Origin of the sequence: Actinomadura sp. 9N407 (assembly GCF_044326315.1) — a bacterium.
Classification (GTDB): domain Bacteria; phylum Actinomycetota; class Actinomycetes; order Streptosporangiales; family Streptosporangiaceae; genus Spirillospora.
The window spans coordinates 25,898-49,679 of sequence record NZ_JBIRAW010000028.1; the positions used below are offsets into that span (position 1 = coordinate 25,898).

The window sequence follows — 23,782 nt, forward strand, 5'->3', positions numbered from 1 at the left end:
GGGTGGGGGCTGCGGAACAGAGGTGGTGCGGCGCTGTGATCAGGAGGCTGACTACGGGGCTTCCTGTCGGCGGACGCACTTTGAGCGTGTCAGGGGGCCGCGACCAGACGCAAGACCTTGGAGAACGGTTTCTCAAAGTATGGATGTCGCATGTGTCACATCAGTGGGTCCGCGGTGTTGCTTTCCCGTTAAACAACGTCCGGATCGGACTCATATGACGATCCGTATCGCCTTCGGCACCGATCGGAACGTGATGGTCTCCTGTTCGCCCAGGTACTCGCCGTCCAGCTGGAAGGCCACCGGACGGTCCGCCCGCAACGTGATCTCCGCCGCATCGTGCAGGTTGAGGACCTGCCGGCCGCGTACCGGCCATGACCGCGCGGTCAGCATTCCGGCCAGCGCCCCCAGCACCGGCGCCACGTCCATCGACCGCATGCCGAACACGTCCAGCCCCCGGCTGAACTGCGCGCGCGGGCTCGGATTCACCGGATAGGGACCGAGGAATGACCACGGCGAGGTATTGCTGACGAACGCGAGAAAGAGTCCCGATATCGAGGCGCGGCCCGGCACTTCCACGGTCAGCGACGGATGCCGCCGATCCGTACCGGCGAAGAATTGCCGGAAGGCCGCCCTTACGTACAGTGAGGGATCGGCCCGCATGCCGACCAGCCGCCGCCGCCGTTCGACCTCCCGGACGACCTCCGCGTCCAGCCCGACGCCGGCACAGAACGTGAAGTACCGCTCGGCCTCGCCCGGATGACATGCCGTACCGAGCCCGACCGTACGGTGCCGGCCCGCCCGCAGCGCGTCCAGGACGTCCCGGGTCGCGCCGATCGGGTCGTTGGGCAGCCCGATCGCCCGCGCGAACACGTTCGCGCTGCCACAGGGCAGCACGGCCAGCGCGGGCAGGTCCGGGGACGGCCCCTTCGCCAGCAGGCCGTTGACGGTCTCGTTCACCGTGCCGTCGCCGCCCACCGCCACCACGACGTCGTAGCGTTCCACGGCGGCGCGGCGCGCCAGCTCGGTGGCATGGCCGCGGTGGCCGGTCTCGGCGAGATCGACGTCGAGATCGCCGGAGACGGCCCGCATCATCAGATCGCGGGCCCGCCGGGACGTCGAGGTCGCCTTGGGATTGGCGATGAGCATGGCGCGCACGGCGTCAGCGTATCCATCGCGCCCGGTACGGGGAGCACGGCAGGGGCGAGTAGGGTTTCGGGTTGTGACGAAGCGCCCCATGACCGTGAACGCCGCCGCCGCACTCGAAGCCGCCGAGGGTGCCGCCGCGCTCGGGCTCGGGCTCTTCGTCGGCATCGAGACGATCATCGGCAGGGCGGTCGATCCGGCCAGCGCGATCGGGGTCACCGTGCTGGCTCTGGCCGGCGGCGCCGGAATGCTGGCCTGCGCCCGCGGGCTGCTGCGCGCCGAGTCCTGGAGCAGGGCGCCGACGGTGCTCACTCAGCTGTTCGCGCTGCCGGTCACCTGGTCACTGTGGCAGAGCGAGCAGGCGCTGGTCGCGATCCCGCTCGGCCTGGCCGCCGTGCTCACGCTGCTGCTGGTGCTCAGCCCGCCGAGCACCGGCTGGCTGGTCGAGACGATCGGGGACGACGACGACCCGGAGCCCGAAGTGGACCCGGCGCAAGAAGTGGACGCGGCGAAGGACGACGTGCCGAAGGACAAGCCCGGCAAGCCTCGCCAGGACGGGGCCGGCAAGCGGCCCACGTAACGCGAGAAGCCGCCCACCGGCCCGGGCGCCAGGCACCACCGCGCCCTCCGCCTCACTCGTGTTACCGGCTCGGCTCACTCGTCGGCGGTCAGGCCCTCTCGGAGCTGGGCCAGCGTGCGGGCCAGCAGCCGGGAGACGTGCATCTGCGAGATCCCCAGCTCGGCGGCGATCTGCGACTGCGTCATGTTGCCGAAGAACCGCAGCAGCAGGATCTTCTTCTCGCGGGCGGGCAGCTTCTCCAGCAGCGGCTTGAGGGACTCGCGGTACTCCACGCCCTCCAGCGACTCGTCCACCATGCCGAGCGAGTCGGCCACCGCGGGCGCGTCCTCGTCGCCGGAGTCGGGGGCGTCCAGCGAGACCGTGGAGTAGGCGTTGGCCGACTCCAGTCCCTCCAGGACCTCCTCCTCGGTCATCTGCAGGTGCGCGGCCAGCTCGCTGACCGTCGGCGCCCGCCCCTCGCGCTGCGCGAGGTCGCTGATCGCCTTGGTCAGGGAGAGCTTGAGCTCCTGCAACCGGCGCGGGACGCGTACGGCCCAGCCCTTGTCGCGGAAGTGCCGCTTGATCTCGCCGACGATCGTCGGGGTGGCATAGGTGGAGAACTCCACCCCGCGGCCGAGGTCGAACCGGTCGATCGACTTGATCAGGCCGATGGTGGCGACCTGGATCAGGTCGTCCAGCCACTCGCCACGGTTGCGGAACCGGCGGGCGAGGTACTCCACCAGCGGCAGATGCAGCTCGACCAGCTGGTCGCGGATGCGCTGCCGCTCCGGGTCGCCCTCGGGCAGTTCGGCGAGGCGCACGAACAGGGCTCGGGCACGTGCACGGTCCGGCACGGCACCCTCGGTACGCTCGCTTGCGGCTTCGTTGGCCACGGTCGTCTTCTCTGTCACGGGGCCCCCGCCGTACCGCGGCGCTTCTGCAGCGTCACGGTGACCCGGTCGTCGACGCCCGCCTGGGCGTCGACCTCGCCGGCCAGTGAGGACAGCACCGTCCAGGCGAAGGTGTCGCGGCTGGGCTCGGCGCCGTCCACGGTGAGGACCGACACCGCTATCCGCATCGCCTCTCCCGTCAGTTCGAACTCGCAGGTCAGGTCGGTCCCGGGAACCGCCTGCGCCAGCAGCATCGCGCAGGCCTCGTCGACCGCGATCCGCAGATCCTCGATCTCGTCCAGCGTGAAGTCGAGGCGGGCGGCGAGCCCCGCGGTCGCGGTTCTCAGAACCGATAGATACGCGCCGGCGGCGGGCAGTTTCACCGTCACCACATCGCGCACGGACAACTTCGTACCGGCCGGCATGGCCGCGGTCTCCTCGGTCACGTCACTCCCTTGCAGGATGGTCCCCGCTCCTTCGAAACTACCGCCTGCGCGGCCCTTCGGGAGACTTCGGCGCGCGCGGCTTTGGCGCCAATGTCCCCCGGAGCCGATTCATTGCCGGGCAAACGCGGCACCGGCGAGAAATAGATCACCCGCGCGCCAGCCGGGTGAGCGCGTCACCGGTGAGCCGGTACGTGGTCCACTCCTCCTGGGGCCGGGCACCGAGCGCCTCGTAGAAGTCGATGGACGGGGTGTTCCAGTTGAGCACGGCCCACTCCACACGCCCGTACCCGCGCTCGTCGGCGATCCTGGCCAGCTCCGTCAGCAGGGCCTTGCCGTGCCCGTGCCCGCGTACGGCCGGGTCCACGTACAGGTCCTCCAGATAGATCCCGTGCCGGCCGAGCCAGGTGGAGAACGTCAGGAACCACAGCGCGAAGCCCACGACCTCGCCCTCGTGCTCGGCCACGGTCGCGAACGCCTTGGGGTCGTCCCCGAACAGGCTCGCGCGCAGGTCCTCCTCGGTGGCCTTCACCTCGTGCAGCGCGCGCTCGTACTCCGCCAGATCGCGGACCAGCCGCAGGATCGTGGGTACGTCGTCAGGAGTGGCGGGGCGAATCATGCCAGCCAGGCTATCCGCGCTGGTGACCCTGGAAATACATCGTCCCCGCGCGAGTGGGGGGACCGATCGCACCTGCTGACCCGCGCAGGCGGGCGTCGAACGAGACCGGGCCCGCACGTGAGGCGTGCGGGCCCGTTGCTCTGCTCATTCAGCGCATGCTCAGCCCTGCTTGGTCTCCCAGAAGATCTTGTCGATCTCCGCGATCTTGCCCAGCAGGTCCTCGGCGACGGACACGTCCATGCTGGACTTGGTGCCGCCGCCGCCCCCGGCCAGCTTGGTGGCCTGGTTGAACAGGTCGTGCAGCTGCGGGTACTTCTCGAAGTGCGGCGGCTTGAAGTAGTCGGTCCACAGCACCCAGAGGTGCTCCTTGACCAGTTCCGAGCGCTGCTCCTTGATGTTGATGGCACGCGCGCGGAAGACCGGGTCCTCGTTGCCGGCGTACTTCTCGCAGATCGCCTTGACGGACTCGGCTTCGATACGGGCCTGCGCCGGGTCGTAGACACCGCACGGCAGGTCGCAGTGCGCGGAGACCGTGGTCTTCGGGCGCAGAAGGTTGACGAGCACCTGCGTTCCCTTCCCTCGTTTCGGATCATGCTCAGGGCACTGACATTACCCTTGTGGCCTTGGCCCCGTACGGCCAGGGCACTCGGTATTTCGGCCTAGGTCCGGCCGCTGCTGTGAGGTGTTTCACCGATCGAGGGCGAGGTATGCGCGCGTGCGGTTCCCGGTACGGGCGATGGCGGTCGCGGGGGAGTCGATGCTGCCCGCGCTGCGGCCCGGAGACCTGCTGCTGGTACGGATCGGCGCCCGGGTGCGCGCCGGTGATCTGGTGGTCGCCCTGCACCCGGAACGGCCCGGGCTGCTCACCGTCAAGCGGGCCGGGCATCGCGCCGAGGACGGGTGGTGGCTGGAGAGCGACAACCAGCGTGCGCCGGGCCGGCAGGACAGCTGGGACTTCGGCGCGGTCCCGGACCGGCTCGTGGTGGGGCGCGCGATGGCGCGCTACTGGCCGCCGTCGCGGTTGGCGGTCTTCCCGGCGGGACGGTCTGCGCCGTCCTGAGCGCCGTTCTGACCGCTGTTCTGGCCGTTCGGGCGGCCGTTGTGCCGGTGCAGCAGCGGCTCGGTCACCCGGGCCTGCGGGGGACGGTCGGCGGCGGCGACGCCGTGCCGACCGGCCGCGCAGCGGTCGGAGCAGTAGCGGCGCGAGCGGCCGGTGGTCGTGTCGAAGAAGACCCGGCCGCAGCCGTCGGCGGCGCAGAGGCCGAGCCGGTCGACGCCCTGCTCGCCGATCCTGACGGCCAGCCCCATCGCGGCGCGCGCGGCGTACCGGTCGGGGATCGAGCCGCCCTCGTTGAGGTGCACGTGCCAGTCCCGGTCGTCGTGCCGGGACAGCTGCGGATGGACCGGATGCTGGATCAGCAGCGTGTTGAGGCGGTCGACGGCCTCGTCGCCGTCGCCCGCGCCGGCCGCGGCGAAGATCGCGCGGAACTGGTCGCGCAGGCTCCGCATGGTGTCGAGGTCGCGGTGACCGATACGGCCGCCCAGATGCGGGCGATCCGCGAGCAGCGTGTCCAGTCCCTGGAGATCCCGCAGGGCGTCCCCGCCGCGGTCCCGGGTGTTCACGAGCTCGATCGCCAGGTCGGCATAAGAGGCGAGATCCACGTGCGCTCCTGATGGAGTCGACCCTGATCGGACGTACGGTCATTCCCCCGCCCCGAGTATTACACCCTGTACGTCGAATCGGTCAGGCGCGAGTTGGGCGCGAGAGGAAACATCGTCCGGCCGGGACCGGGCCAATGCGCCAGAATCCACGTGGAAACGTCAGGTGGCCGCAGGTTTCGCGGTCCTGCCGCGGCGGGCCGGGGCCCGCTCATGATGACGGCCCGTGTCCCCTCGAACGAGGGGACACGGGCCGAAATCCCTGAATCGGCTCCGGATCAGATCCGGTTGACGCCCTCGACGCGGGCCTGCTCGGCCACCGCCGCGGTGACGGCGGGGGCGACCCGCTCGTCGAACGGGCCGGGGATCACGTAGTCGGCCGACAGGTCGTCGCCGACGATGGCGGCCAGCGCGTCGGCCGCCGCCAGCTTCATGCCCTCGGTGATCGTGTGCGCCCGGACCTGCAGCGCGCCCTTGAAGATGCCCGGGAAGGCGAGCACGTTGTTGATCTGGTTGGGGTAGTCGCTGCGGCCGGTCGCGACCACGCGCGCGTGCCGCCGCGCCACGTCCGGCTGCACCTCGGGGGTGGGGTTCGACAGCGCGAAGACGATCGCGTCGTCGGCCATGGTGGCGATGCAGGACTCCTGGACGGTGCTGCCCGACAGGCCGATGAACACGTCGGCGCCGCGCAGCGCCTCCTCGGTCGAGCCCTTGAGCCCGGCCTTGTTGGTGTCGGCGGCCAGCGCCTCCTTGATCGGGTTGAGCCCGTCCCGGCCCTGGTAGATCAGGCCCTTGCTGTCGGACACCGCGATGTCGCCGATGCCGGCGTTCAGCAGCATCCGGGTCACGGCCACGCCGGACGCGCCGGCGCCGGCCACCACCGCGCGCAGGTCCGACAGCGGGCGGCCGGTCAGCCGGGCGGCGTTCTTGAGCGCCGCCAGCGCGACGATCGCGGTGCCGTGCTGGTCGTCGTGGAAGACCGGGATGTCCAGGGCGGCGCGCAGCCGGTCCTCGATCTCGAAGCAGCGCGGGGCGCTGATGTCCTCGAGGTTGATGCCGCCGAAGCTCGGCGCCAGCCGGATCACGGTCTCGACGATCTCGTCGACCCCGGTGCAGGCGAGCGCGATCGGCACCGAGTCGACGCCGGCGAACTCCTTGAACAGCAGGGACTTGCCCTCCATCACGGGCATGGAGGCGGCCGGGCCGATGTCGCCCAGGCCGAGCACGGCGGTTCCGTCGGTGACGACGGCGACGACCTTGGAGGTCCAGGTGTACTCGTACGCCAGCTCCGGGCGCTCGGCGATCGCCATGCAGACGCGCGCCACGCCGGGGGTGTAGGCCAGGGACAGGTCGTCCGCATTGCGCACCGGGATGGTCGAACGGACCTCCAGCTTGCCGCCGCGGTGCAGCGGGAACGCCGGGTCGTCGTCGTAAGAATGCGGTTCGGTGGAATTGGGCTCAGCAGCCACAGCGACCCCTGTCAGTGAAATGTGGGATTTCGGGCGATGCCGCCGCGGTGGTGTGGCGTGGTGGCCGGTCACCTGGAGGACATCTCGCGACGTACGGGGGTCACCCGTTGTCCGATTGTGCCACAGCCCGCGCCGCCGCCCAGGGGCCGGGAGGGGTGGTGGCCATCACGTTCGTGACACAGGGTAAGGACGTCAGGGCAGGGCGTGAGAGGATCTTGATCGGTGTGCGCGCCGCCCGAATAGCCTTGTTGTGCGATTGTTTCGGAGCCTTTATCCAGATCACGCCTGGTGTACGCGACACTGTGCAACACCGTTCGGATCCAACGCGATCCACCGATACAACTTGGAGGGGGACCTGTGATCACTGGTTCTCTGCGCCGACGCGCCATCACGGCGAGTGCGCTTGTGCTGACGGGCGCCCTCGCCCTGTCGGCGTGTGGTGAGAAGAAGGACGACCCCGGTGCGGGCGAGAAGATCACCCCGACCGGTGGCGCCGACGCCCGGCTGGCGGGCATGGTGCCGGCCGCGATCAAGGCTGACGGCAAGATCCTTGTCGGCGTGGACTCCACTTACCCGCCGAACGAGTTCCTCGACCCCGACGGCAAGACCGTCGTCGGCTGGGACCGCGAACTGTTCGACGCGGTGGCGACCAAGCTCGGCCTCAAGGGTGAGTGGGTCACCTCCAAGTTCGACGACATCATCCCGGGCGTGCAGTCCGGCAAGTACGAGGCGGGCGTGTCCTCGTTCACCATCAACCCTGAGCGCAAGCAGCAGGTCTCGATGGTGAGCTACTTCAACGCCGGTACCCAGTGGACCACCAAGAAGGGCAACCCGGCCGGGATCCAGCCGGACAACGCCTGCGGCAAGAAGGTGGCCGTGCAGAAGGGCACCGTCCAGGTCGGGGACGTGGAGAAGAAGTCCGACGCCTGCGAGAAGGCCGGCAAGCCGAAGATCCAGATCGACCAGTACCAGGGGCAGGACCAGGCCACGGCGGCGATCGTGTCCGGCAAGGACGACGCCGGCCTGGCCGACTCGCCGATCACCGCGTACGCGGTCAAGCAGACCAACGGCCAGCTCGAGCTGCTGGGCGAGATCTACGAGGCCGCGCCGTACGGGTTCCTCGTCAAGAAGGAGGAGGCCCAGTTCGCCCAGGCCGTCTCCGAGGCCACCAAGGCGCTGATGGCCGACGGCACGTACAAGAAGATCCTGGAGAAGTGGAACGTCCAGGCGGGCGCCATCAACGACTCGGCAGTGAACCCCTGATCCCATGACGCATTCAACCGAGGACTCCTCGGCGGCACGGGCACGGCCGGAGACCATCACGGCCGTGCCCGTCCGGCACCCGGGGCGCTGGGTCACGGTGGGGGTCATCGCGGTGCTGACCGCGATGTTCGTCCACATGCTGGTGACGAACGAGAAGTTCCAGTGGTCGTTCATCATCGACAACGCGTTCCGGCCCAACATCATCCGTGGCGTCTACACGACCATCGCGCTGACCGTACTGGCCATGATCATCGGCGTGCTGATGGGCGTCGGGCTGGCGATCATGCGGCTGTCGCCCAATCCGGTGCTCAGCGGGGTGGCCTGGCTCTATACCTGGTTCTTCCGCGCCGTGCCCCGGCTGGTGCTGGCGATCCTGTTCGGCAACATGGGCATCCTGTACGCCCAGTACGACATCGGCGGCGTGCCGTTCGCGGCGCAGTTCAGCGACCTGCTGGGCGTCGACATCACCGGCACGCTGTTCAGCCTGGACGCGCGGACGCTGCTCACCGGCTTCATGGCCGGCCTGCTGGCGCTGGCGCTGTCGGAGGCCGCGTACATGGCCGAGATCGTCCGGGCCGGGATCCTGTCGGTCGACCCGGGCCAGAGCGAGGCCGCGTCGGCGCTGGGGATGTCCCGCTTCCAGACGCTGCGCCGGATCGTGCTGCCGCAGGCGATGCGGGTGATCATCCCGCCGACCGGCAACGAGACGATCGCGATGCTGAAGGACACCTCGCTGGTGGCCTTCGTGCCGGTCAGCAACGAGCTGTTCTTCCAGCTCCAGGCGGTCGGCAACCGGACGTTCCAGGTGTTCCCGATGCTGGTGGCCGCGTGCATCTGGTACCTCATCCTGACCAGCTTCCTGCTGGTGGGGCAGTACTACATCGAGCGCCACTTCTCGCGCGGCTCGGCCGGCGGCCGGCCGCGGCGGCAGCGGCGGGGACCGGATCCCGATCCGGTACCGGTGGGCGCCGGCATCGACCTGAAGAAGGGGGAGGGGCCGTGAAGGAACCGTCCATGGACGACACCGACGCCATCGAGATCACCGACGACTTCATGGTCCGGGCCGAGCGGGTGCACAAGAGCTTCGGCCGGCTGGAGGTGCTCAAGGGCATCGACCTGGAGGTACGGCCCGGCGAGGTGATGTGCGTCATCGGCCCGTCCGGCTCCGGCAAGTCGACGTTCCTGCGCTGCATCAACCATCTGGAGAAGGTCGACGCGGGGCGGCTGTGGGTGGCCGGCCATCTGGTCGGCTACCGGCAGAAGGGCGACAAGCTCTACGAGCTGCGGGACCGCGAGGTGGCGGCGCAGCGCCGGGAGATCGGCATGGTCTTCCAGCGGTTCAACCTGTTCCCGCACATGACGGCGCTGGAGAACGTCATGGAGGCGCCGTGCCGGGTGAAGCGCGAGCCCAAGGCGCAGGTCCGCGAGCGGGCGATGCAGATGATGGAACGGGTCGGGCTGGCCGACAAGGTGCACAGCTATCCCGTCCAGCTGTCGGGCGGCCAGCAGCAGCGGGTGGCGATCGCCCGCGCGCTGGCGATGCAGCCCAAGCTGATGCTGTTCGACGAGCCCACCTCCGCGCTGGACCCCGAGCTGGTCGGCGAGGTCCTGGAGGTCATGAAGCAGCTGGCGCTGGACGGCATGACGATGGTCGTCGTCACACACGAGATCGGCTTCGCGCGCGAGGTCGGCGACTCGCTGGTCTTCATGGACGACGGCGCGATCGTCGAGCAGGGGACGCCGCGCGACGTGCTGAGCAACCCGCAGCATCCCCGTACGCAGGACTTCCTCTCCAAGGTCCTGTGACGGACCAGGTCCTGCGGCCCGTGTTCCATAGGCCCGTGTTCATGGGCCCGTGTTCATGGGCCGGTGTTCCGCAGGCCCGTGTCCCGCAGGCCCTCGTTCTGCGCCGCCCCTACGTGAGCGTGCTCACGTGGCGCGGAATAGGGTGCGGACATGTTCGCAGTCACGGCTACGCAATTCGACGCAGACAATCCGCTCAACGGCCTGACGCTCGGAGAACGGCCCGAGCCCGAGGCCCCCGCCGGGTGGACCACCGTCAGGGTGAAGGCGACCGCGCTCAACCACCATGACCTGTGGTCGCTGAAGGGCGTGGGCCTGCGCGCGGACCGGCTCCCGATCATCCTGGGCTGCGACGCGGCCGGAGTGGACGAGGACGGCAACGAGGTCATCGTCCACTCGGTGATCGGCGACCCGGACCGGGGCGGCGGCGACGAGACGCTCGACCCCAAGCGCTCGCTGCTGTCGGAGTCCCACGACGGCACGTTCGCCGAGCGGGTCGCGGTGCCGCGCCGCAACCTCGTACCGAAGCCGGCCGAGCTGTCGTTCGCCGAGGCCGCCTGCCTGCCGACCGCCTGGCTCACCGCGTACCGGATGCTCTTCGACAAGGCGGGCCTGCAGCCGGGCTCGACCGTCCTGGTGCAGGGCGCGGGCGGCGGCGTCGCCACCGCGCTGATCGCGCTGGGCTCGGCCGCCGGCTACCGGGTCTGGGCGACCAGCCGCAGCGAGGGCAAGCGCGAGCGGGCGCTGGAGCTGGGCGCGGACGCGGCGTTCGAGACCGGCGCGCGGCTGCCGGACCGGGTCGACGCGGTGATGGAGACGGTCGGCGAGGCGACCTGGTCGCACTCGCTGAAGTCGCTGCGCCCCGGCGGCCGGATCGTGGTCTCCGGCGCCACCAGCGGCCAGGTGCCGCCGGCCGAGCTGAACCGGGTCTTCTTCCTGCAGCTGTCGGTGGTCGGTTCCACGATGGGCACCCGCGACCAGCTGGAACGGCTCGCCCGCTTCCTGGTCAAGAGCGGTGTCCGGCCGCGGATCGACCGCGAGTTGCCGCTGGCCGAGGCCGCCAAGGGCTTCGCCGCGATGAACGAGGGCGACCTCTTCGGAAAGATCGTCTTCACCCCGTAGCCCGGGCCGGCCCGGGTCAGCCGGTGGCGCGGTCCCGGATCCGTTCCCGGGTCTCGTCCAGGATGGCCTGGACGGCGGCCAGGTCGTCGTCGTCCAGGCGGGTGCCCTCGGCTCCGGTACGGACGTCGTCGACGAAGGAGTGCAGCAGCCGCTCCAGCTTGAGCCGGGCGAGGTCCTCCCGGGAGCCGGTCGCGGTCTTCCAGGCGTCCTCCCAGGTCCCGCGCCACTCTTCCTTCCAGGCCTGGGTCTGCTCGCGCCAGTGGTCGCGCTGCCGGCGCCACTCGTCCTTCTGCCGGTCGGTGGTGTCCTTCCAGGCGTCCTTGGACGCCGTACGGGACTGGTCGCGCATCGTACGGGCGGCCTGGGTGAGCTCCTCGCGCAGCGTCCGCACGGTCTGCCGGACGTCCTGCTGGACCTCGCGCGCGAACTCCTGGGCCGAGGCGGAGATCTCGTCCTCCAGGTCGGCCAGCTCGTCCATCCGGCGTTCTAGTTCCTCCCGGCCCTTGTCGGTGAGGGAGTAGACCTTCTTGCCCTTGACGACCTCGTGGCTGACCAGGCCCTCGGCCTCCAGCCGCGCCAGCCGGGGGTAGATCGTGCCGGGGGAGGGCGAGTAGACCCCGAGGAAGCGGTCCTGCAGCAGCCGGATGACCTCGTAGCCGTGCCGCGGGCTCTCCTCCAGCAGCTTGAGCAGGTACAGCCGCAGGCGGCCGTGGCCGAAGACGGGGCTCAACTCACTTCTCCATTCGGGGTGTGGTGATCTCGGAGGGGTCGCCCCGGCCGAGCAGCGCGACGCTTCCGGACACCGTGTTGACCGACAGCCGGCCGGAGCCGTCGCCCAGCGAGCCGGTCACGCTCTTGGTCACGGCCCGCTCCGCGCGGCCCAGCTCCTCGAACGACGTCTCGATCCGGCCGGCCGCCGAGTGCAGCGAGACCTCGGCGCCGACCGACTCCGGGATCCGCAGCGCGACCTCCCCGGAGACCGTGTTGACGTCGATCCGGCCCTTGGCCGCCAGGTCCACGTCGGCCGCGATCCTGCCGCTGACCGTACGGGCCCCCAGCGTCTCCACGGCCCCGCCCGCCAGGGCCAGATCGCCGGACACCGACGTGAACGAGACCTTGCCGTCCAGTCCCTGCGCCTCGATCGCCCCCGACACCGTGTTGGCGTCGATGTCTCCGGTGACCCCGTCCAGCGTCACGTCCCCGGCCGCGCTGCGGATCGAGGTCCGCGCGGTCATCCCGGTCACCACCGCGTCGGCCGAGACCAGGTTCAGCGTGACCGGGCAGTCGCGCGGCACCGTCACGGTGATCGCGGCCCGGCACTTGTGGGTACGCAGCCAGCTCAGCATGCCCTCCCACAGCGACTCGTGGGTGATCGTGAGCATCCCGGCCTCATGCCCGATCACCAGCGGCGGCCCCTCGACCTCCCCGATCAGCACCGACGGCCGCTCGTCGGAGGCCAGCACCGAGATGCTCCCGGCGATCAGGGTGGCCTTGAACGCGACCACGCCGTCGAAGTCGAGGGTCGCGGGTTCGTCGATCGTCCAGCGCGACATCGTGCCCTGCCTTTCCGAGCGCCTGAGTCACTGAGCCCCGATACACACGATATGTCGCGTTATCGGAAAGTCAAGATGTATCGCGTCCCGGCCGGGCGGTCCGGCCGTCGCCGGGACGCTTCAGTCGTCCTCGTCCTCATCGTCCAGCCGGGCCAGCCAGGTCGCCAGCCGTTCGACCGGAACCTCGAACTCGGGGTTCAGATCCACGAACTCGCGCAGCCGCTCGGCCAGCCAGCCCAGGCTGACGTCCTCGCGGCCGCGCCGGTCCGCCAGCTCCTCGACCCCTCGGTCGGTGAAGTACATGTCCGCCGCTTCCCTCTGCCTCGCGATAAGCCGAGGGCCCCGGCGCGCCGTGGCGCCGGAGCCCTCGGGCCGTTCTCCGTCCTACTTCCGCTCGCCGAACAGGCGGGCCATCAGGGCCTCCTGCTCCGCCTGGTGGAGCTTGCCGGAACCCACGGCCGGGGACGACGACGCCGGACGCGAGACGCGCTTCATGTCCAGGCCCTCGATGTGGTGCGAGAGCTTGAGCGCCATGAACGGCCAGGCGCCCATGTTGGCGGGCTCGTCCTGGACCCACACGACCTCGGCGCCGGCCGGGTACCTGGCCAGCTCCGCCTTGATCTCGTCGACCGGCGGCGGGTAGAGCCGCTCCACCCGGACCACGGCGGTGTCGGTGACCCCGGCGGCCTTACGGGCGTTGACCACGTCGTAGTAGATCTTGCCGGTGGTCAGCAGCACCCGGCGCACGCCGGCCGGCTCGATCGCCGGGTCGGCGTCCGGGATCACCGGCTTGAACGCGCCGCCGGTGAACTCCTCGACCGCGGACGTGGCCGCCTTGAGCCGCAGCAGCGACTTGGGCGTGAACACGATGAGCGGCTTGCCCCGGCCCGACAGCACCTGCCAGCGCAGCAGGTGGAAGTAGTTGGCCGGGGTGGTCGGGTAGACCACCGTCATGTTGTCCTGCGCGCACATCTGCAGGAAGCGCTCGATGCGGGCGGAGGAGTGGTCGGGACCCTGGCCCTCGTAGCCGTGCGGCAGCAGCAGCACGACGCTGGAGTGCTGGCCCCACTTCTGCTCGCCGGAGGAGATGTACTCGTCCACGATCGACTGGGCGCCGTTGGCGAAGTCGCCGAACTGGGCCTCCCAGGCCACCAGCGCGTCCGGGCGGGTCATGGAGTAGCCGTACTCGAAGCCCATCGCGGCGTACTCGCTGAGCAGCGAGTCGTGCGCGTAGAACTTCGACACGCCCTGCCCGAACTGCTTGAGCGGGGTGTACTCCTCGCCGGTCTTGCGGTCGACCAGCACCGCGTGCCGCTGGCCGAACGTGCCGCGCCGGGTGTCCTGGCCGACCAGCCGCACCGGGCGGCCGTCGATCAGCAGCGAGCCCAGCGCCAGCAGCTCGCCGGTGGCCCAGTCGATCGCGTCGTCCTCGACCGACTGCACCCGGCGCTGCAGGATCGGCTGCAGCCGCGGATGGACGTTGAAGCCCTCCGGCAGGCTCAGCTGCGACTCGATGATCCGCTTGACCGTCTCGCCGGTGATCGCCGACCCGGCCGAGCCGTGGTCGATCGGGATCCGCTCCTCGACGTCGGGCTTGACCACCGAGCCGGGCTCCTGCGGCTTCTTGACCGCCTCGCGGGTCTCGGTGAACGCCCGCTCCAGCTGCAGCTGGTAGTCGCGCAGCGACGCCTCGGCCTCCTCGACCGTGATGTCGCCGCGGCCGATCAGCGCCTCGGTGTAGAGCTTGCGCACCGAGCGCTTGGCGTCGATCAGGTCGTACATCAGCGGCTGGGTGAACGAGGGGTTCTCGCCCTCGTTGTGGCCCCGCCGCCGGTAGCAGACCATGTCGATGACGACGTCCTTCTTGAACGTCTGGCGGTACTCGAAGGCCAGCCGGGCGACCCGGGCGCAGGCCTCGGGGTCGTCGCCGTTGACGTGGAAGATCGGCGCCTGGATCATCCGGGCCACGTCGGTGGAGTAGACGCTGGAGCGCGAGTACTCCGGCGCGGTGGTGAACCCGACCTGGTTGTTGATCACCACGTGCACGGTGCCGCCGGTGCGGTAGCCGCGCAGCTGGGACAGGTTGAGGGTCTCGGCGACCACGCCCTGCCCGGCGAACGCGGCGTCGCCGTGCAGCAGCACCGGCAGCACGCTGAAGCCGGCCTCGCCGACGTCCAGCAGGTCCTGCTTGGCGCGGACGACGCCCTCCAGCACCGGGTCGACCGTCTCCAGGTGGGACGGGTTGGCGACCAGCTCGGTGTGGATCCGGGAGCCGTCGGCGGCCACGAAGTCGCCCTCGGCGCCCAGGTGGTACTTGACGTCACCGGAGCCCTGCGCGCTGCGCGGGTCGAGGTTGCCCTCGAACTCGCCGAAGATCTGCGCGTACGACTTGCCGACGATGTTGGCCAGCACGTTCAGCCGGCCGCGGTGCGCCATCCCGATGACGACCTCGTCCAAGTGCGCGGTGGCGGCCGCGGAGATCACCGAGTCGAGCAGCGGGATGACCGACTCGCCGCCCTCCAGCGAGAACCGCTTCTGCCCCACGAACTTGGTCTGCAGGAACGTCTCGAACGCCTCGGCGCTGTTGAGCCGCCGCAGCACGTGCAGCTGCTCCTCGCGCGAGGGCTTGTCGTGCGGGACCTCGACGCGCTCCTGGATCCAGGCGCGCTCCTCGGGGTCCTGCATGTGCATGTACTCGATGCCGACCGTACGGCAGTACGCCATCCGCAGCACACCGAGGATCTCGCGCAGCTTCATCGTCGGCCGGCCGCCGAACCCGCCGGTGGCGAACTCGCGCTCCAGGTCCCACAGGGTGAGGCCGTGCTGCAGGATGTCCAGGTCGGGGTGGCGGCGCTGCTTGTACTCCAGCGGGTCGGTGTCGGCCATCAGGTGGCCGCGGACCCGGTAGGCGTGGATCAGCTCGTGGACCCGCGCGACCTTGGCGACGTCCTCTTCGTGGGTGGCGGAGATGTCCTTCACCCAGCGGACCGGCTCGTACGGGATCCGCAGCGCCTCGAAGATCTCGTCGTAGAAGCCGTCCTCGCCCAGCAGCAGCTGGTTGATCCGGCGCAGGAAGTCGCCCGACTGGGCGCCCTGGATGATCCGGTGGTCGTAGGTCGAGGTCAGCGTCATGACCTTGCTGATCCCCATCCGCGACAGCGTCTCCGCGGAGGCGCCGGCGAACTCGGCGGGGTACTCCATCGCGCCGACGCCGATGATGGTGCCCTGGCCGGGCATCAGCCGCGGCACCGAGTGCACGGTGCCGATCGTGCCGGGGTTGGTCAAACTGATCGTGGCGCCGAGGTGGTCCTCAAGGGTCAGCTTGTTATTGCGCGCCTTGCGGACGATCTCCTCGTAGGCCGCCCAGAACTGGCGGAAGTCGAGGGAGTCGGCCGCCTTGATGCTCGGCACCACCAGCTGCCGCTGGCCGTCGGGCTTCTGCAGGTCGATCGCCAGGCCGAAGTTGACGTGCTCGGGCCTGACCAGCACCGGCTTGCCGTCGACCTCGGTGAACGAGGAGTTCATCTCCGGCATCGACGCCAGCGCCCGGACGATCGCGTAGCCGATCAGGTGCGTGAACGACACCTTCCCGCCGCGCCCGCGCTTGAGATGGTTGTTGATGACGATGCGGTTGTCGATCAGAAGCTTGGCGGCGACCGCGCGCACGCTCGTCGCGGTCGGCACCCCCAGGCTGGCCTCCATGTTGGTGGCCGTCTTGGCCGCCACGCCGCGCAGCCGTACCTCCTCGGCGCCCGCGGGCACCGCGGGCGGGGCCGGCCTCGCCTTCTCGGCGGGCTTGGCCTTGCCGTCCGCCTTCGCGGCGGGAGCCGCCTTGGGCGGCGTCGCCGGTGCTACCGGTTCGGCAGGTGTCGGCGGAGCCGCCGCCGTGCCGTTGGCGGCCTTCGCCGCACCGTCGGTGGCCTGGGGAGCCCCGGGCGAGGCCGGGGTCGCGGACGGCCGGGAGTCCGGCTGGTAGTCCGCGAAGAAATTCCACCAGGCCTCGTCAACGGAGTTGGGGTCTTCGAGGTACTTCTGGTACAGCTCGTCGACCAGCCACTCGTTGGCACCGAAATCGGTCATCTTGGGGTCGGCACTAGATTGCGACGACTCTGTCGACACGGCGGAGATCGCCCTCTTCCGCAGCTCGCAGGTGAGTTCTGAGACGAGACAAGGCTACTCGCTTTGTTTGAGTGCCCTTGGCGTCGGGCCTTGAAGGCCCTCCTTCGGCGGGCACTCGGCGATCGCTGGCATCGCTCCGGCTCGCCCGGGGGGCTCGCTTCGCGATCAGATCTTCGCAGGCTCGATCTGGCTTCGCACGCGATCGCAACGTTTCGGTCGATGGTGGTTGATGTTGGGCGGTGGCTCAGGCCGACGGTCACCAACCTCAACCATCGGCCTAAGCCATCAGATACCCCAGGCGTTGCGATCGCGTGCGAAGCCAGGTTCGAGCGAAGCGAGAACCTGATCGCGCAGCGAGCCGCCAGGCGAGACGAAGCGATGCAGCGATCGCCGCAGTGCCCGCCGAAGGAAGGCGTTCTACGCCTGACGCCAAGGGCATTGCAATAAATTCAGTGGGTGTGGGGAGCGACTGTGGGGCCTTCGCTGGCCTGGACCAGGACGAAGCCCTGGCCCTGGAAGGCGAGCTGCATGGCCTCGCCGCTGCCGCGGCCGATGAGGGCTCCGGCCTTGAACGTCTTGTTGACGCCCACGTGCAGGCTGGTGCTCCACGCCACCGCGGACTGGCCGTCGACGAACGTCGCGGCGCGGCTGCAGTCCAGCATGACGGGGGTGCCGTGGGTGGTGAGCGCCACCCAGCCGGTGCCGGTCAGGGTGGTGTTGAACAGGCCGCCCGCGGCGATGCCCGCGCCCTGCACCCGCTGGATGTCGGACTGCAGGTGGGCGTCGTAGCCCAGGATGTTGGCGCCGTTGACCGTCAGGCCCTCGTTCTCCAGGTAGAACAGGTGGATGTCGTCGGCGTTGTTGGCGACGAACAGCAGGCCCTGGCCCTTGACGCGCATCGTGGGGACGCCCTCGCCCGTCAGGGCCTTCTTGAGGAACTTGCCCATGCCGCCGGAGCCCTCGTAGTCGAACTCCATCTGGCCCTGGAAGGCGACCATGGAGCCCTGCCGGGCCAGGACGTCACCGTTGAGGTGGATCCGGAGCATCTTGGAGTTCTGCAGGGCGAAGTGACCGGGCAACTGCTGGCCCTGGTCCATGTTGTTGAAGAAGCTGCTGCGCATTGCGGTCGGGCCTTTCTTCGCTTCGGGGGTGACGCTGCGTGCGTCGTGGAGGTGTGACCTCCCCATGCGACCCGCCAGCATAACGACAGGTCGCGGCCAGTCTCGTAGCTATCGCTCGGTTGGGGCAATCCGGACGGCCTCCCGGCCGTGCGGGGCGTCCCAGTCGAGCAGCGGGCCGCGCGGGACGACGCCGGACGGGTTGATCATGCGCTGCGTCACGTAGTAGTGCCGCTTGATGTGGTCGAAGTCCGTGGTCTCGCGGAACGCGGGCAGGGAGTAGAGATCGCGCGCGTACCCCCACAGGTTGGGGTAGTCGACCAGGCGCTTCAGATTGCACTTGAAGTGGCCGTGGTAGACCGCGTCGAAGCGCGCCAGCGTGGGGTAGAGGCGGATGTCGGCCTCGGTGAGGTCGTCGCCGAAGAGGTAGCGGCTGGCCGCCAGGCGCTCTTCGAGGGTGTCCAGTGTGGTGAAGAGGGCTTCCACCGCCTCGTCGTACGGGGCTTGGGCGGTGGCGAACCCGGCCTTGTAGACGCCGTTGTTGACGGTCTCGTAGATCCGCTCGTTCAGGGCGTCGATCTCGGGGCGGAGGCGTTCGGGGTACAGGTCGGGGGCATCCGGGGCGTGGGCGAACTCGGTTTCCATCGTGATCGTGATGGCCGGGTAGTCGTTGGTGACCAGTTGCCGGGTCTCGGTGTCCCAGATGCAGGGGACCGTGTAGCGGCCGTCGAACGTGGGGTCGGTGGCCTTGTAGAGCTCGGAGAGGAACGTCGCGCCGGTCACCGGGTCGGGCTCGGGGAAGCGCCAGCCGCGCTCGTCGCGGATCGGGTCCACCACGCCGACGCCGATGGCGTCCTCCAGGCCCAGCAGCTTCCGGACGATCAGCGTCCGGTGGGCCCAGGGGCAGGCGTAGGAGACCAGCAGCCGGTAGCGGCCCGGCACGGCCGGGTGGTCGGTGCCGGCGGCGGTGATCTTCGCGGTGAAGCGGTTGGGCTGCCGGACGAAGCTCCCGCCGGCGATCTCCTTCTCGACCGAGGTCATATCCGGAATCTACCCGGCGCCGCCGGGGGCGTGCCGGGCGGACAGCCGGCCGAAGATCGGCGGCAGGTCCAGGAACGTGCGGATGCCCGGCTCGGCCGCGCACACGATCGGGACGGCGTTGAGGGCGTGCGCCGCGGCGGCGGAGATGGCGTTGGAGACCCAGTCCTCGTCGGTGCTCAGCGCGATCGAGGGGCGGCCGTCCACCCGGATCGAGTAGCCGGGGGCGCCCCACTCGGCGATCCGGGCGGCGTCGGCCTTGTGGATCTGCTCGATGGTGATCACCGGCCGGCCGCCGGCCATCGCGCTGAACGTCCACCGGGACGCGGCGACGGTGCCGCGCGCCACGGGTCCGGCGGCGATCGTGAAGTCGGCCGGGGCGAGCCGGTGGTCCATGTCGGTGTCGATCTCGTCCAGCTCCAGGCCGAGCCCGGCGGCCACCAGGTGCAGGCTCTCGGAGGCCAGCGTCCGCATCGCGCCGCGCGTCGTGCGCATGGCCCGCAGGAACGCCTCCTCGCTCTTGCCGAACCCGAGCATCTGGTGCACCATCCGCCGGGACGGATGGCCGGAGAAGTCCGAGCACTCCCGGACGTACACGTGGTTGATGCCTCGGGTCAGCCGGGTGAGCGTCAGCGGCATGAGGTCGGACATGAAACCGGGGCTGACGCCGGTGCCGTGCACGGAGGTCCCGCCGCGCTTGCAGGCGTCCTCCAGCTCGGCGACCATGTGCGGGCCGTGCGCGCGGGGGTAGACGTAGCCGTGCGTGGCGATCACGTTCTTGCCGGACGCCAGCAGCGCGCAGACGGTCTCGATACCGCTGAACGGGTCGCCGTCGGGGCCGGGGGCGTACACCACGCAGTCGGCGTCCAGATCGAGGATCTCCTGCGGGTCGGCGGTCGCGCCGATCCCGGTCGCGGGGCGGCCGGCCAGCGTGCCGGCGTCCATGCCGACCTTGGCCGGGTCGTACACCAGCGCTCCGGCCAGTTCGAGGTCCGGGCGCTCCAGGACCCCGCGGATGACCGCGCGGCCGAGGGCCCCGGTGGCCCACTGCACGACGCGGTACGGGCGAGTGCTCATGGACGATCCTCCGTGCTCAACGCTGGGACGGGGAAAGCCGTTCGATGGTGGTGGAGCATACGCCGATCGTTCACGGAAAGCCCTATTTGCTGAAGTTTCTCCGGAGAAGCGGCCCTTTGGCGGAGGAATCGGGACCGCGGGGGCGGGCTCGGGGGGCGAATCCGAGCGGGATTCGGTTAGGTGGTACCACTGGGTAACCCTCGGGTGATTACCTAAGACTCCCGGGTGCCTCACCCGGGCCGCAGCCGCTGCGATGTTAGGAGACAGGATGTCGGAACTGCGCTACGACGGTCGCGTCGCCGTCGTGACCGGAGCCGGGCACGGCCTCGGCCGGCAGCACGCGCTGGAACTGGCCGCCCGTGGCGCCAAGGTCGTCGTCAACGACCTCGGCGGCGACCGCGCCGGCGGCGGGGCCTCGGCCGGACCGGCCCAGGACGTGGTCGAGGAGATCACGAAGAACGGCGGCGAGGCCGTCGCCAACCCCGACAACGTCGCCACCCCGGAGGGCGCCGCCGCGATCATCCAGACCGCGCTGGACAGCTTCGGCAAGGTCGACATCGTGATCAACAATGCCGGGATCCTGCGCGACAAGTCGTTCAAGAACATGGCGCCGCAGGACTTCGACCAGGTCATCGCCGTGCACCTGCGCGGGTCCTTCCTGGTGGCCAACGCCGCCTGGACGCACCTGCGCGAGCAGGGCTACGGCCGGATCGTCAACACCTCGTCCCCGGCGGGCCTGTTCGGCAACTTCGGCCAGGCGAACTACAGCACGGCCAAGATGGGCCTGGTGGGCTTCACCAAGACCCTCGCCCAGGAGGGCAAGAAGTACAACATCAAGGCCAACGCGATCGCCCCGGTCGCGTGGACCCGGATGACCGAGGACCTGCTGCCGGCCGACTTCGCCGAGAAGCTGAGCGTCGAGCAGGTCACCCCCCTGGTGGCCTACCTCGTGCACGACAGCGTCGAGGAGTCCGGCGAGGTCTACACGGTCGGCGGCGGCCGGGTGGCGCGGATCCTGGTGGCCGAGGGCCCCGGGTACGGCCAGCAGGAGACCCTGTCGGTCGAGGACATCCGGGACAACTGGGCGGCGATCAACGCGGCCGAGCCGCAGATCGTGCCCGCCAACGTCGGGGAGCAGATGGGCCCGCTCATCCAGCAGCTGAGCTCGTGACGGAGGCTCTCGATGGCTGACCTGCGGATCGACCGGCTGGACGGGGTGCTCACCATCACCCTGACCCGCCCGGAGCGGCTCAACGCCGTCACCGACGCGCTCACCGAGGAGATGCTCGACGTCCTGAACGAGCTGATGCGCGACTCGTCGACGCACGTGGTGGTGCTCACCGGCGAGGGGCGCGGGTTCTGCTCGGGGATGGACCTGCAGGGCGGCGCGGCCGGCGACGGCGGCGCGGAGGGCCAGGGGCGGATCCAGCGGATCTACCAGGGCATCGCGCGCGGCGGCGAGGTGACCGCCCGGCTGCGGGAGATCCCGCAGCCGGTCATCGCGGCGCTGCACGGCCCGGTCGCCGGGATGGGCGTCTCCTGGGCGCTGGCCTGCGATCTGCGGGTCGCCGACCCGACGACCCGGTTCGTGGTCCCGTTCACCAACCTCGGGCTGTCGGCGGGCGACTGCGGGCTGTCGTGGCTGCTGCCCCGGCTGGTGGGACCGGCCAAGGCGGCCGAGATCTTCTACCGGGCGCAGCGGCTGGACCTGGAGCAGGTCCGCGAGCTCGGGCTCATCACCGAGGTCACCGAGCAGGGCAAGGACCTGGAGGGCGCGCTCGCGCTCGCCGGGGAGCTGCTCGCCAAGTCGCCGTACGGGCTGCGGCGTACCAAGGAGCTGCTGAACGTCTCCCTGGACGCACCGGGCCTGCGGCAGCAGCTGGCGATGGAGACCGGCGTCCAGACGATGGCGTTCTTCACCGAGGACCTCGTCGAGGGGATGGCCGCGACGATGGAGAAGCGTCCCCCCGAGTTCAGGAATCGCTGACCCGTCCTGTTGACTTGCGGCGTGCCGTCCCCCCGGGCGGCGCGCCGCGGTCGAAGAAAGAGGGGGCCAGCGTGCGGCGTGAGATCGTCCTCGACGGCTGTGTGAACTTCCGTGATCTCGGCGGCTACATCGCCGAGGGCGGCCAGGTCCGGTGGCGGCGGCTGTTCCGCAGCGACGCGCTGCACGAGCTGACCGGGCCCGACGTGGCCGCGCTGCGCGACCTCGGCCTCAGCACGGTCATCGACCTGCGCTCGGACTTCGAGCGCTCGCACGACGGCGGCGGCCCGCATCCGCTCGCCGGGATCGCCGACATCATCGAGGCGCCCGTCATCGACCGCCACAACGGCGTCGTCATGGGCGACACCTCGCTGAGCCTGGCGCAGCGGTACGCGCGGATCATGGAGAGCTCCGGCACGGCGCTGGCCGACACGGTGCGCGCGATCGCCGCCGCGCCCGGCGCCGCGGTCTTCCACTGCGCCGCGGGCAAGGACCGGACCGGGATGGTCAGCGCCGTGGTGCTCGGCGTCCTCGGGGTGGCCGACGAGGACGTCATCGCCGACTACGCCCTGACCGGGCGCAACCTGGCCAGGATCGAGGCGCGGCTGGCCGGGAACGCCGCGTACGGGCGGACCGCCGCGTACGTGCCGCGCGACGTGATGACCGCCGACGCCGCGACGATGGGCGAGCTGATCGCCGACCTGCGGGCGCGGCACGGCGGCATGGCCGGCCTGCTGGACTCCCTGGGCGCGGGCCCGGACGTCCTGGCCCGGCTGCGCGCGGCGCTGATCGAGCCGGTCGCCCTCTAGCGCGCCGCGCCCCCGCCCGGGCCCTGCGCGGGCCCGGCGGGGCGCCGTCAGTCCGACAGGGCGCTGGAAAGCGCTTCGACGTAGCGCAGGGACGCCAGCCGGGCCAGCGCGTTGTGCGCTCCCAGCGGGGCGGAGTGCTCCGCGCCCGCCGCCGCGGCCGCGGCGGCGATCTGCCGTGCGCCGGGTTCGAAGCCGATCAGCTGCGGTGCCACCGCCAGCCGGGCGACGCCGGATCCGCGCAGCTGCGCGGCGGCCGCCTGGACGGAGGCGTGGTCGTCCACCCGGGCGGTGAACACCGGCGAGGCCAGCCGGGAGGCCAGCAGCACGCTGCTCACCTCCGCCTGCCGGACCGCGAACGCGTCGCCCGGGGTGACGACGATGACGCCGCCGGCGGCGGTCACCATGGTCATCATCCGGATCCGGTCGGCGCGGGCCAGCCCGGCGTCGGCCAGCCGGTCGTGCAGGGCCTCGGCGATCAGCGGGTGCGGGCCCAGCGGCTCGGCCGCCACCGCCCGGATCGGGGCGTCGGCGACCGACTTGCCGATCGCCCCCTCGGTCTCGGGATCGGGGCCGGTGACCAGTGGTACGACCACCGCCCCTGGTTCGTCGGGTCGCTGCTGCTCCAGCGCGGCGAGCACCGCGCCCAGATTCCCCTCGTCCCCCTCCAGGTAACCGACCAGCGTGGGCTGGCCGGTGTGCTCGAGCTCGATGAGCCTGGCGAGCTCCTCGGGGACCCCGCCGGCGTCCCGGACGGTACCGGGAACGGCGAGAACGAGGACGGGGGAGCCGTGGGGCAGCAGGAAGGATTCGTCGCCGCGGTGCCGGCCGCCCCGGGGGGTTCGGCGGCGCCGTGACGGAAGTGCCTCGGATGCCTGGCTTTCGGGACTCACGGCGGGAATCGTAACGCCGTAACGGGCACATCGGTGATTCCCTGGCTCTTTGTTCCTGTAACGAGTCGTGATCGACGCATCGCCTTTAGCGGGCGGGCCAGGGCATTTGTCCTGTTTTGTCGAGAACTTGCGGGGGCCGAACCCGCACCCTCTATGATCGGCGGCATCCGCACGCCGGGGGCCGCCCGACCAGCCACGAGGTGTCATGATTCCTCGAACGCGAT

Annotated in this window: 24 protein-coding genes; 9 read left to right on the top strand and 15 right to left on the bottom strand. The window is 70.3% G+C overall.

Features of this window, described 5'->3' with window-relative positions; all coding sequences use genetic code 11:
* Nucleotides 1-210: 210 nt before the first annotated feature.
* A complete protein-coding gene (locus tag ACH34Q_RS33935; protein WP_395987226.1) occupies nt 211-1,155 on the bottom strand; it encodes a diacylglycerol/lipid kinase family protein in 945 nt (314 codons plus the stop codon).
* A gap of 64 nt (nt 1,156-1,219) precedes the next feature.
* On the opposite strand from ACH34Q_RS33935, the gene ACH34Q_RS33940 reads away from it, so the two are divergent.
* Complete coding sequence (locus tag ACH34Q_RS33940; RefSeq protein WP_395987227.1) at nt 1,220-1,723, top strand: hypothetical protein; 504 nt, start codon at nt 1,220-1,222, stop codon at nt 1,721-1,723.
* Nucleotides 1,724-1,797: 74 nt separating this feature from the next.
* Here ACH34Q_RS33940 and ACH34Q_RS33945 read toward each other — a convergent pair whose 3' ends face one another.
* The 4 genes from ACH34Q_RS33945 to sodN form a co-directional block, all read right to left on the bottom strand.
* Nucleotides 1,798-2,556, bottom strand: a complete 759-nt coding sequence (locus ACH34Q_RS33945; RefSeq protein ID WP_395987334.1) for an RNA polymerase sigma factor SigF — start codon at nt 2,554-2,556, stop codon at nt 1,798-1,800.
* Between the two features lie 53 nt (nt 2,557-2,609).
* Entirely contained in the window at nt 2,610-3,038 is a 429-nt protein-coding gene (locus ACH34Q_RS33950; protein WP_395987228.1) for an anti-sigma factor, read from the bottom strand.
* Between the two features lie 145 nt (nt 3,039-3,183).
* Entirely contained in the window at nt 3,184-3,654 is a 471-nt protein-coding gene (locus ACH34Q_RS33955) for a GNAT family N-acetyltransferase (RefSeq protein ID WP_395987229.1), read from the bottom strand.
* A 159-nt stretch (nt 3,655-3,813) separates the two neighbouring features.
* On the bottom strand, nt 3,814-4,218 hold the full coding sequence (gene sodN, locus ACH34Q_RS33960; protein ID WP_395987230.1) for a superoxide dismutase, Ni: 405 nt from the start codon (nt 4,216-4,218) through the stop codon (nt 3,814-3,816).
* 151 nt (nt 4,219-4,369) lie between these two features.
* Between sodN and sodX the strand changes: the two genes are divergently transcribed.
* Nucleotides 4,370-4,714 (top strand): nickel-type superoxide dismutase maturation protease, encoded by a 345-nt coding sequence (gene sodX / locus ACH34Q_RS33965; protein WP_395987231.1) that lies wholly within the window; start codon nt 4,370-4,372, stop codon nt 4,712-4,714.
* Here sodX and ACH34Q_RS33970 read toward each other — a convergent pair.
* Complete coding sequence (locus tag ACH34Q_RS33970; protein ID WP_395987232.1) at nt 4,657-5,316, bottom strand: CGNR zinc finger domain-containing protein; 660 nt, start codon at nt 5,314-5,316, stop codon at nt 4,657-4,659. The two genes, sodX and ACH34Q_RS33970, sit on opposite strands and share 58 nt — an antisense overlap.
* Nucleotides 5,317-5,591: 275 nt before the next feature.
* Nucleotides 5,592-6,782, bottom strand: coding sequence for an NADP-dependent malic enzyme (locus ACH34Q_RS33975; protein ID WP_395987233.1), 1,191 nt, complete (start codon nt 6,780-6,782; stop codon nt 5,592-5,594).
* Nucleotides 6,783-7,139: 357 nt separating this feature from the next.
* Between ACH34Q_RS33975 and ACH34Q_RS33980 the strand changes: the two genes are divergently transcribed.
* The 4 genes from ACH34Q_RS33980 to ACH34Q_RS33995 all read left to right on the top strand — a co-directional run bounded on the left by ACH34Q_RS33980 (nt 7,140) and on the right by ACH34Q_RS33995 (nt 10,970).
* Entirely contained in the window at nt 7,140-8,045 is a 906-nt protein-coding gene (locus ACH34Q_RS33980) for an ABC transporter substrate-binding protein (protein WP_395987234.1), read from the top strand.
* A gap of 4 nt (nt 8,046-8,049) precedes the next feature.
* Complete coding sequence (locus ACH34Q_RS33985) at nt 8,050-9,048, top strand: amino acid ABC transporter permease (protein WP_395987235.1); 999 nt, start codon at nt 8,050-8,052, stop codon at nt 9,046-9,048.
* A gap of 11 nt (nt 9,049-9,059) precedes the next feature.
* Nucleotides 9,060-9,851, top strand: coding sequence for an amino acid ABC transporter ATP-binding protein (locus tag ACH34Q_RS33990; RefSeq protein ID WP_395987236.1), 792 nt, complete (start codon nt 9,060-9,062; stop codon nt 9,849-9,851).
* A 150-nt stretch (nt 9,852-10,001) separates the two neighbouring features.
* Nucleotides 10,002-10,970, top strand: a complete 969-nt coding sequence (locus tag ACH34Q_RS33995; RefSeq protein WP_395987237.1) for a zinc-binding dehydrogenase — start codon at nt 10,002-10,004, stop codon at nt 10,968-10,970.
* 16 nt (nt 10,971-10,986) lie between these two features.
* Here the strand turns inward: ACH34Q_RS33995 and ACH34Q_RS34000 are convergent, their stop codons facing one another.
* The 7 genes from ACH34Q_RS34000 to ACH34Q_RS34030 all read right to left on the bottom strand — a co-directional run bounded on the left by ACH34Q_RS34000 (nt 10,987) and on the right by ACH34Q_RS34030 (nt 19,875).
* Complete coding sequence (locus ACH34Q_RS34000) at nt 10,987-11,700, bottom strand: helix-turn-helix transcriptional regulator (RefSeq protein ID WP_395987238.1); 714 nt, start codon at nt 11,698-11,700, stop codon at nt 10,987-10,989.
* Nucleotide 11,701: 1 nt separating this feature from the next.
* Nucleotides 11,702-12,523, bottom strand: coding sequence for a DUF4097 family beta strand repeat-containing protein (locus tag ACH34Q_RS34005; protein WP_395987239.1), 822 nt, complete (start codon nt 12,521-12,523; stop codon nt 11,702-11,704).
* A gap of 120 nt (nt 12,524-12,643) precedes the next feature.
* Entirely contained in the window at nt 12,644-12,826 is a 183-nt protein-coding gene (locus tag ACH34Q_RS34010) for a DUF6104 family protein (RefSeq protein WP_395987240.1), read from the bottom strand.
* An 81-nt stretch (nt 12,827-12,907) separates the two neighbouring features.
* Nucleotides 12,908-16,642, bottom strand: a complete 3,735-nt coding sequence (locus ACH34Q_RS34015) for a multifunctional oxoglutarate decarboxylase/oxoglutarate dehydrogenase thiamine pyrophosphate-binding subunit/dihydrolipoyllysine-residue succinyltransferase subunit (RefSeq protein ID WP_395987241.1) — start codon at nt 16,640-16,642, stop codon at nt 12,908-12,910.
* Nucleotides 16,643-17,091: 449 nt separating this feature from the next.
* Nucleotides 17,092-17,763 (bottom strand): AIM24 family protein, encoded by a 672-nt coding sequence (locus tag ACH34Q_RS34020; RefSeq protein WP_395987242.1) that lies wholly within the window; start codon nt 17,761-17,763, stop codon nt 17,092-17,094.
* 108 nt (nt 17,764-17,871) lie between these two features.
* On the bottom strand, nt 17,872-18,801 hold the full coding sequence (locus ACH34Q_RS34025) for a glutathione S-transferase family protein (RefSeq protein ID WP_395987243.1): 930 nt from the start codon (nt 18,799-18,801) through the stop codon (nt 17,872-17,874).
* Between the two features lie 9 nt (nt 18,802-18,810).
* Nucleotides 18,811-19,875: a dihydrodipicolinate reductase gene (locus ACH34Q_RS34030; RefSeq protein WP_395987244.1), complete on the bottom strand. Its 1,065-nt coding sequence runs from the start codon at nt 19,873-19,875 to the stop codon at nt 18,811-18,813.
* Between the two features lie 268 nt (nt 19,876-20,143).
* Here ACH34Q_RS34030 and ACH34Q_RS34035 point away from each other — a divergent pair, with 268 nt between their 5' ends.
* The 3 genes from ACH34Q_RS34035 (at nt 20,144) to ACH34Q_RS34045 (ending at nt 22,668) form a co-directional block, all read left to right on the top strand.
* Nucleotides 20,144-21,046, top strand: coding sequence for an SDR family oxidoreductase (locus tag ACH34Q_RS34035; RefSeq protein ID WP_395987245.1), 903 nt, complete (start codon nt 20,144-20,146; stop codon nt 21,044-21,046).
* Between the two features lie 12 nt (nt 21,047-21,058).
* Nucleotides 21,059-21,862, top strand: a complete 804-nt coding sequence (locus ACH34Q_RS34040) for an enoyl-CoA hydratase/isomerase family protein (protein ID WP_395987246.1) — start codon at nt 21,059-21,061, stop codon at nt 21,860-21,862.
* A 71-nt stretch (nt 21,863-21,933) separates the two neighbouring features.
* Nucleotides 21,934-22,668 carry a tyrosine-protein phosphatase gene (locus tag ACH34Q_RS34045; protein WP_395987247.1) on the top strand — a complete coding sequence of 245 codons (735 nt, stop codon included), beginning with the start codon at nt 21,934-21,936 and terminating at the stop codon, nt 22,666-22,668.
* A gap of 47 nt (nt 22,669-22,715) precedes the next feature.
* Here the strand turns inward: ACH34Q_RS34045 and ACH34Q_RS34050 are convergent, their stop codons facing one another.
* A complete protein-coding gene (locus ACH34Q_RS34050) occupies nt 22,716-23,558 on the bottom strand; it encodes a sirohydrochlorin chelatase (protein WP_395987248.1) in 843 nt (280 codons plus the stop codon).
* Nucleotides 23,559-23,782: the final 224 nt, after the last annotated feature.

Excerpts from the sequence above, each read along its gene's own strand:
- ACH34Q_RS33955 (WP_395987229.1), bottom strand. The coding sequence starts at position 3,654 with ATGATTCGCCCCGCCACTCCTGACGACGTACCCACGATCCTGCGGCTG.
- ACH34Q_RS33985 (WP_395987235.1), top strand. The coding sequence starts at position 8,050 with ATGACGCATTCAACCGAGGACTCCTCGGCGGCACGGGCACGGCCGGAG.
- ACH34Q_RS33990 (WP_395987236.1), top strand. The coding sequence starts at position 9,060 with ATGGACGACACCGACGCCATCGAGATCACCGACGACTTCATGGTCCGG.
- ACH34Q_RS33995 (WP_395987237.1), top strand. The coding sequence starts at position 10,002 with ATGTTCGCAGTCACGGCTACGCAATTCGACGCAGACAATCCGCTCAAC.
- ACH34Q_RS34005 (WP_395987239.1), bottom strand. The coding sequence starts at position 12,523 with ATGTCGCGCTGGACGATCGACGAACCCGCGACCCTCGACTTCGACGGC.
- ACH34Q_RS34010 (WP_395987240.1), bottom strand. The coding sequence starts at position 12,826 with ATGTACTTCACCGACCGAGGGGTCGAGGAGCTGGCGGACCGGCGCGGC.
- ACH34Q_RS34020 (WP_395987242.1), bottom strand. The coding sequence starts at position 17,763 with ATGCGCAGCAGCTTCTTCAACAACATGGACCAGGGCCAGCAGTTGCCC.
- ACH34Q_RS34025 (WP_395987243.1), bottom strand. The coding sequence starts at position 18,801 with ATGACCTCGGTCGAGAAGGAGATCGCCGGCGGGAGCTTCGTCCGGCAG.
- ACH34Q_RS34030 (WP_395987244.1), bottom strand. The coding sequence starts at position 19,875 with ATGAGCACTCGCCCGTACCGCGTCGTGCAGTGGGCCACCGGGGCCCTC.
- ACH34Q_RS34035 (WP_395987245.1), top strand. The coding sequence starts at position 20,144 with ATGTCGGAACTGCGCTACGACGGTCGCGTCGCCGTCGTGACCGGAGCC.
- ACH34Q_RS34040 (WP_395987246.1), top strand. The coding sequence starts at position 21,059 with ATGGCTGACCTGCGGATCGACCGGCTGGACGGGGTGCTCACCATCACC.